At 42.4% G+C, this 7,647-nt stretch carries 5 protein-coding genes; 3 read left to right on the forward strand and 2 right to left on the reverse strand.

From position 1 onward, the window contains the following. Window positions 1–55: 55 nt before the first annotated feature. Both lptG and lptF read right to left on the reverse strand, forming a co-directional pair. Window positions 56–1,123, reverse strand: coding sequence for an LPS export ABC transporter permease LptG (lptG, locus tag P20311_RS10370; protein ID WP_008112481.1), 1,068 nt, complete (start codon window positions 1,121–1,123; stop codon window positions 56–58). Then, a complete protein-coding gene (gene lptF, locus P20311_RS10375; protein ID WP_036933683.1) occupies window positions 1,120–2,232 on the reverse strand; it encodes an LPS export ABC transporter permease LptF in 1,113 nt (370 codons plus the stop codon). Before lptF ends, lptG begins: the two co-directional genes overlap by 4 nt. Before the next feature lie 307 nt (window positions 2,233–2,539). Between lptF and pepA the strand changes: the two genes are divergently transcribed. The 3 genes from pepA to P20311_RS10390 all read left to right on the forward strand — a co-directional run bounded on the left by pepA (window position 2,540) and on the right by P20311_RS10390 (window position 7,581). Next, window positions 2,540–4,051, forward strand: coding sequence for a leucyl aminopeptidase (gene pepA / locus P20311_RS10380; protein WP_008112485.1), 1,512 nt, complete (start codon window positions 2,540–2,542; stop codon window positions 4,049–4,051). 172 nt (window positions 4,052–4,223) lie between these two features. Next, a complete protein-coding gene (locus P20311_RS10385) occupies window positions 4,224–4,670 on the forward strand; it encodes a DNA polymerase III subunit chi (RefSeq protein ID WP_008112488.1) in 447 nt (148 codons plus the stop codon). A 58-nt stretch (window positions 4,671–4,728) separates the two neighbouring features. After that, window positions 4,729–7,581: a valine--tRNA ligase gene (locus tag P20311_RS10390; RefSeq protein ID WP_008112489.1), complete on the forward strand. Its 2,853-nt coding sequence runs from the start codon at window positions 4,729–4,731 to the stop codon at window positions 7,579–7,581. Window positions 7,582–7,647 lie beyond the last annotated feature (66 nt).

The raw sequence follows: 7,647 nt of genomic DNA on the forward strand, positions 1-7,647 counted from the left end.
AAACGCGGCACTTTTAACAAAGGCCGCGTGTTTTTTATATAAGCTTTAAATTTAGTTATACCCGCTTATTCATTAAATAAGCTGCAAACCCAGTAAATAAGATGCTCGGTAAAACGGCGCCTACAATGGCTGGGATTTGATATACCATTACCACAGGGCCAAATATCTCATTAGTTAAGTGAAACACTATCCCCGTTACCACTCCCATGATAATTCGTGCCCCCATAGTTACGGTTCGTAGCGGACCAAATATAAACGATAAGGCAACCAACAACATCACAGCAATAGACACTGGCTGCATTAATTTACGCCATAGTGCTAAATCATAGGTACTTGTATCTTGCTCATTTTGCTGTAAATAAGCTAAATATGACCACAATCCTGAAAACGACAGTGACTCTGGTTTTACTGAAACCACACCGAGTTTTTCAGCGGTAAGCTGCGACGGGTAAAACTCTTCAGTAACTTGCTCCGTGGTAATTAGCTCTTCACTGATCAATACTTTGTTCACATCGCGCAGTAGCCAGCCATTATCACGCCCTACTGCTTCTTTTGCTTTAGTAATTTGTGTAAGTTGCAACGACTTATCAAAGTGGTACATATTTACGCCGCGCAGCATGCCATTTTGGTCAACATCTTCAATATTAATAAAGTTACTGCCATCTTTAGCCCACACGCCTTTTTGTGCATTAAATACATCCCCGCCATGAATAGCTTGGTTACGCATTTCTTTGGCGTGCAGCTGAGCAGCGGGCGCCCCCCACTCACCTAGCGCCATTACGCACAGCGCCATAAAAATTGCGGTTTTCATTACCGAGCCAATGATTTGTAAACGCGACATACCCGCGGCTTGCATTACTACCAACTCACTATTAGAAGCTAAAGCGCCTAACCCAGTTAAGCCACCAATAAGTGCTGCCATTGGGAAAAACACCACTAAATCGCCGGGCATACTATAAATGGTATATAGCAAGGCGGTCATAATATCGTAACTACCACGGCCAACCGATTTAAGTTGCTCTATAAATTTTATTAAAGTACTGATCCCCACCAACACCATTAGTGCAAATCCAGTCGTTTGCATAATGCTACGGCCTAAATACCAATCAAGCGTTTTCATCATATGTGTTGCTCCCGTTTAGTCACGACAGCCTTCAGCCAAACACCTAATGGGCGGCCTTTAATAATTAATAAACTACCTATAAATAATGCACTTAGGTGAATCCACCATAGGCCAATAGAGGGCGGGATTTTCCCATCTTCTACCGCAAACTTAGCCGCATTGAGTAAAATGAAATACCCTAAATATAAGCTCAAAGCAGGCACTAATTTAGCAAATTTACCTTGGCGTGGATTAACAACGCTCAGGGGTACTGCTAGTAAAGTTAATAATGGAATAGATAACGGAATAGCTAAACGCCATTGCCACTGTGCAATTGCTTCTGGAGTGTTAATAGACATTAATTCACGAGTTGGCACGGCTTCTAACTTACGACGTTGGTGTTCTATTTCTTGCTCGCGAATTTGTACGCTGTAACCATCAAACTCAGTTAAATTAAGTGAAGGCGCTTCGCCATCGGTTTCGTAACGTTTACCATCAGTGAGCACTAACTGCTGCTCACCATTTTGCGCTTCAATAACAACGCCCTGCTCTGCATAAACTAAACGCGCTAGGTCACTTTTTTCACTATCGGGTAGTTGTGCCACAAAAACTTTGTTGAGCTCTTTGCCGCCATTTTCAATGTTATGAATAAACACCACGGCTTTTTCGTTACCGGTTTGTTGAAAACGTCCAGCTCGAAGTGCAGATAAACCAGCATCAGCCTTGGCTTGCTCTTTAAGTTGGTATTCTTGTTCGCTTGCCCACGGTGCAATATACAAAGTAAGTACCGCGGCCAACAACGCTAAGATGACACTTGAAATTAGCGTAATACGCACTACATACCACTCACTCACGCCACAGGCTTTAAGTACTGTCATTTCACTGTCGGCGTAAATCCGGCTGTAAGCTAAAATAATTCCTAAAAATAAGCTCAGAGGCAAAATTAACGATGCCAACTGCGGCAATTTAAGCGCAATCATGGCAAACACGAGCTTTGCTGGGATACTACCTTCTGAGGCATCACCAAGAATGACAACAAACTTTTGCGACAAGAATATGGTCATTAAAGTTAAAAATACGGCGACCTGCGATTTTAAAACCTCAGTGGTCAAATAACGGAAAATTAGCAACATTCGCCCCTGTTAAACATGGAATTTCAATATAGTAATAAAAAACAATGAGTGAACTAGTTAATTCACTCATTTTAAATGAGTATTAAGCACATATTATAAGCCATCAATATTAATTATCCTACCTAACATCACGATATAATGTTGCATTAGTAACCCTTAAGCATATAAAGTTCAAATACACAGTAAGAGTCGAGTAAAATCTACTAATATTAGCGCTAGACCTAAAAATTTAGGTAAAAAGACTAGAAAACACATTTTTAGTCCCAACTTAGCTTCTATAGATGACTCAAAATCAGGAGTGACAATGGAATTCAACGTAAAAAGTGGTAGCCCAGAAAAACAACGCAGTGCATGTATTGTTGTTGGTGTATACGAACCACGCAGGTTATCCCCCATTGGTGAACAACTTGATAAAATCAGCGATGGTTATATCTCAAATTTATTACGCCGTGGCGACTTAGAAGGTAAGCCAGGGCAAGTATTACTATTACACCATGTACCTAATATTTTAAGCGAACGTATTTTACTCGTTGGCTGCGGTAAAGAACGCGAACTAGACGATAAACAATATAAACAAATTATTTCTAAAACCATCAATACCTTAAACGAAACAGGCTCGATGGAAGCGGTATGCTTTTTAACTGAGCAACATGTTAAAGGCCGTGATACCTATTGGAAAGTACGTCAAGCGGTGGAAACAACCCAAGACTGTTTATACACTTTTAATCAGCTAAAAAGTAAGAAAGTAGACCCACGTCGCCCACTGCGTAAAATGGTATTTAACGTCCCTACTCGCCGTGAACTGACTATAGGCGAAAGTGCCATTGAGCATGGCTTAGCGATTGCAGCAGGCAGTAAGCTGTGTAAAGACGTTGCCAATATGCCGCCTAATATTTGTAACCCGGCATACCTTGGCGAGCAAGCCAAAGAACTTGAGACTAATTTTGACAACATCACTGTTGAGCTGATTGGCGAAGATAAAATGGCAGAACTAGGTATGAACTCATACCTAGCAGTTGGTCGTGGTAGTGATAACGAATCGGTTATGTCTATAATTAATTACAAAGGCGCAGGCGATGACCAAGCGCCTATCGTGTTAGTTGGTAAAGGCTTAACCTTTGACTCAGGCGGTATTTCATTAAAACCAGGCGAAGGCATGGATGAAATGAAATACGACATGGGGGGCGCAGCTGGTGTTATTGGTGCTATGCGCTCGCTTGCACAAATGCAGCTACCTATAAACGTAATTGGCGTTTTAGCCGGCTGTGAAAACATGCCAAGCTCAAATGCCTATCGCCCTGGTGATATTTTAACCACTATGTCAGGGCAAACGGTTGAAGTACTTAACACTGATGCCGAAGGCCGTTTAGTGTTATGTGACGCGCTGACCTATGTAGAGCGTTTTGAACCAGAAACCGTGATTGATGTTGCAACATTAACCGGTGCGTGTATTGTTGCCTTAGGTGCCCATGCTACGGGGTTATTAGCTAATCATAATCCACTAGCGCATGATTTATTAAAAGCGTCTGAGCAAAGCGGCGACCGTGCATGGCAACTGCCGTTATGGGATGATTATCAAGATCAACTTGAAAGCCCATTTGCCGACTTTACTAACTTAGGTGGCCGAGCTGCAGGTACTATTACCGCTGCCTGCTTCTTATCTAAATTTACTAAAAAGTATAACTGGGCTCATTTAGATATTGCCGGCACAGCATGGCGCAGTGGTGCTAAAAAAGGTGCCACGGGTCGCCCTGTTCCTATGCTAACGCAGTATTTATTAAACCGAGCTGGCATTAGCGAAGCAACCCAAGACTAACAAACCTGTAAAAGGCTTCACAGCCCAATGTAGAGTATAAAATAAGGCGCTTTTAAAGCGCCTTATTTATTGGGTATTAATTGAAGCAAACCCCGTTATATGGCAAAATCCCCTTCTTAATTTGTGTGTATTTAATAACAGCACAATCAATGTCATGGGAAATCCCGATACAATGAACATGAATGCCCAGTTTTTCATTTTAAAGCAACAAGATGAGTCATTAGCTAAAGCCGATGATCACTTTGCTTTAGCAGCTCAAATAGCTGGGCAACAGTATCGGCTTGGTCAACGCGTATTTATTTTTGTAGATAGCGAAGCAACCGCCAACAGCATTGACGAAACTATTTGGACATTTGATGCCGACAGTTTTGTACCTCACAATTTACAAGGCGAAGGCCCAAAAGGCGGCGCACCTGTAGAAATAGGCACAACACCACCCGTTGGTAATCGTAAAGTATTAATTAACTTGGCCAATCACTTACCGGATTTTATTCGTCGGTTTAACCAAGTTTTTGATTTTGTACCCGTAGAGCCCGTAGCCAAACAAGCCGCTCGTGAGCGCTTTAAAAAACTACGCCAACTCGGTGCCAATATCACCACGCAAGATATTAATCGCTAACGCTCACTGCGTACAAAGCTAACTAACTCATTTAAGTACTTATTTAAGGTTCTGTGTAATGGATAAAACCTACAATCCGCAAGATATTGAACAGTCTCTCTATCAAGACTGGGAACAAAAAGGCTACTTTAAGCCATCTGGCCAAGGCACCCCATATTCAATTATGATCCCGCCGCCAAATGTCACGGGTAGCTTACACATGGGCCACGCTTTCCAAGATACCATCATGGATACCTTAACGCGCTTTAAACGTATGCAAGGTAACAATACATTATGGCAAGTAGGTACTGACCACGCAGGTATTGCCACGCAAATGCTAGTAGAGCGAAAGCTTGCGGCAGAAGAGGGTAAAACACGCCATGATTTAGGCCGCGAAGATTTTATTAATAAAATCTGGGAATGGAAAAACGAATCTGGCGGCACAATTACCAAGCAGCTTCGTCGCCTTGGCGCATCAGTTGATTGGGACCGTGAACGTTTTACTATGGACGATGGCCTATCAGAAGCTGTTAAAGAAGTATTTGTACGCCTTCATAAAGAAAACCTAATTTACCGTGGTAAACGCCTAGTAAACTGGGATCCAAAATTACACACTGCGATTTCTGATCTTGAAGTTGAAAACAAAGACAAACAAGGCCACATGTGGAACTTACGTTATCCACTTGCTGATGGCGTAAAAACACAAGACGGTAAAGACTACATTGTTGTAGCGACTACGCGCCCAGAAACCATGTTAGGTGACTCAGGTGTGGCAGTAAACCCCGATGACGAGCGCTACCAAGACCTAATCGGTAAAGAGATTTTACTACCAATCGTTAATCGTCGTATTAAAATTGTTGCCGATGAACATGCCGATAAAGACAAAGGTACGGGTTGTGTAAAAATAACCCCTGCGCACGACTTTAACGATAACGAAGTAGGCAAGCGCCACCAGATGCCGATGATTAATATCTTCGATAAAGACGCGGCGATTTTAACTCAAGGTGAAACATACACCTTTGATGGTAAAGAACTTGAATTTGATGCGCCAATTCCTGAGCGCTTACATGGCCTGGACCGTTTTGACGCACGTAAAACCATTGTTGCTGAATTTGAAGAGCTAGGCCTACTTGAAAAAATTGAAGACCATGGCCTAACTGTTCCTTACGGAGATCGCTCTGGTGTGGTAATTGAACCACTACTTACGGACCAATGGTATGTACGTGTTGCACCACTTGCTGAACCTGCAAAAGACGCAGTTAAAAACGGCGACATCCAATTTGTACCTAAGCAATACGAAAACATGTACTTTTCGTGGATGAACGACGTACAAGATTGGTGTATTTCACGCCAGCTTTGGTGGGGTCACCGTATTCCAGCTTGGTACGACAGCGAAGGCAACGTATACGTTGGTCGTGATGAAGCAGAAGTACGCCGCGATAACAATATTGCAGATAGCGTAGCGCTTAGCCAAGACGAAGACGTTCTTGATACGTGGTTCTCATCAGCACTGTGGACCTTCTCAACCCAAGGTTGGCCAGAAAATACCGATGACTTAAAAACCTTCCACCCATCTGACGTGTTGGTAACCGGTTTTGATATCATTTTCTTCTGGGTTGCACGTATGATCATGATGACGCTGCACTTTATAAAGGATGAAAACGGCAAACCACAAGTTCCTTTTAAAACCGTGTATGTAACTGGCTTAATACGTGACGATAACGGCGATAAAATGTCGAAGTCTAAAGGTAACGTACTTGACCCACTAGACATGATTGACGGCATTGGCCTTGAAGACTTAGTACAAAAGCGTACTGGTAACATGATGCAGCCAAAACTTGCCGCTAAAATTGAAAAAGATACCCGCAAAGTATTTGCAAACGGGATTGAAGCACACGGTACTGACGCACTGCGCTTTACCTTAGCAGCGATGGCTTCAACTGGTCGTGATATTAACTGGGATATGAACCGCCTTGAAGGTTACCGTAACTTCTGTAACAAATTATGGAACGCAAGCCGTTACGTATTAATGAACACAGAAGAGCAAGACTGTGGCTTTAACGATAGCGAAAAACAGTACTCATTAGCTGATCGTTGGATTCTAGGTCAATATGAAGCCACGGTTAAAACCTACACCGAGCACCTTGATAACTACCGTTTTGATTTAGCGGCGAATACATTATATGAATTCACTTGGAACCAGTTCTGTGATTGGTACCTAGAGCTTACTAAGCCGGTATTATTTAAAGGCAATGAAGCACAGCAACGCGGTACACGCCATACACTTATTACGGTACTTGAAAGCTTACTGCGTTTAATGCACCCAATGATGCCTTACATTACAGAAACAATTTGGCAGCGTGTAGCACCACTTGCAGGGCTTGAAACAACAGGCACTAGCATTATGGTTCAAGGTTTCCCTGTTTATAACGCAGCAAGTGTTGATGCTAAAGCGATGGATGATTTAGAGTGGGTTAAGCAATTCATTTTAGCGATTCGTAATATTCGTGGTGAAATGGATATCAGCCCAAGTAAGCCGTTATCAGTGTTACTAGCCAATGCATCGAGCGACGATGTGCGCCGTATTAACGAAAATGAATCGTTTTTAGCTTCACTCGCTAAGCTTGAAGCATTTACTCTGCTTGAAAACAAAGACGATGCCCCAGCGTGTGCAACCTCTTATGTTGGCAACCTTGAAATTATGATCCCAATGGCGGGCTTAATTGATGTTGAAGCTGAGCTTGCACGTATTAACAAGCAACTTGAAAAAGCAGAGAAAGGCCTAGCGCAAGTGCAAAACAAACTGGCTAACGAAAAGTTTGTTAACAATGCACCTGAAGCGGTACTTGCTAAAGAAAATGCTAAGCTCGCTGAATTTACCGATGCTAAAACTAAGCTACTAGAGCAAAAAGTTAAAATAGAAAGCTTATAATTAAACCAGTACGAATGGCTTGCGCCATTCGTAACCAGTTAATTTATAAGTATAAAAAAGCCGCTT

Source organism: Pseudoalteromonas sp. BSi20311 (assembly GCF_000239875.1).
Lineage (GTDB): Bacteria > Pseudomonadota > Gammaproteobacteria > Enterobacterales > Alteromonadaceae > Pseudoalteromonas.

What these genes read in the sequence shown, in the direction of transcription:
- lptG (WP_008112481.1), bottom strand. Translation starts at nt 1,123, where the DNA reads ATGATGAAAACGCTTGATTGGTATTTAGGCCGTAGCATTATGCAAACG.
- P20311_RS10385 (WP_008112488.1), top strand. Translation starts at nt 4,224, where the DNA reads ATGAACATGAATGCCCAGTTTTTCATTTTAAAGCAACAAGATGAGTCA.
- P20311_RS10390 (WP_008112489.1), top strand. Translation starts at nt 4,729, where the DNA reads ATGGATAAAACCTACAATCCGCAAGATATTGAACAGTCTCTCTATCAA.
- pepA (WP_008112485.1), top strand. Translation starts at nt 2,540, where the DNA reads ATGGAATTCAACGTAAAAAGTGGTAGCCCAGAAAAACAACGCAGTGCA.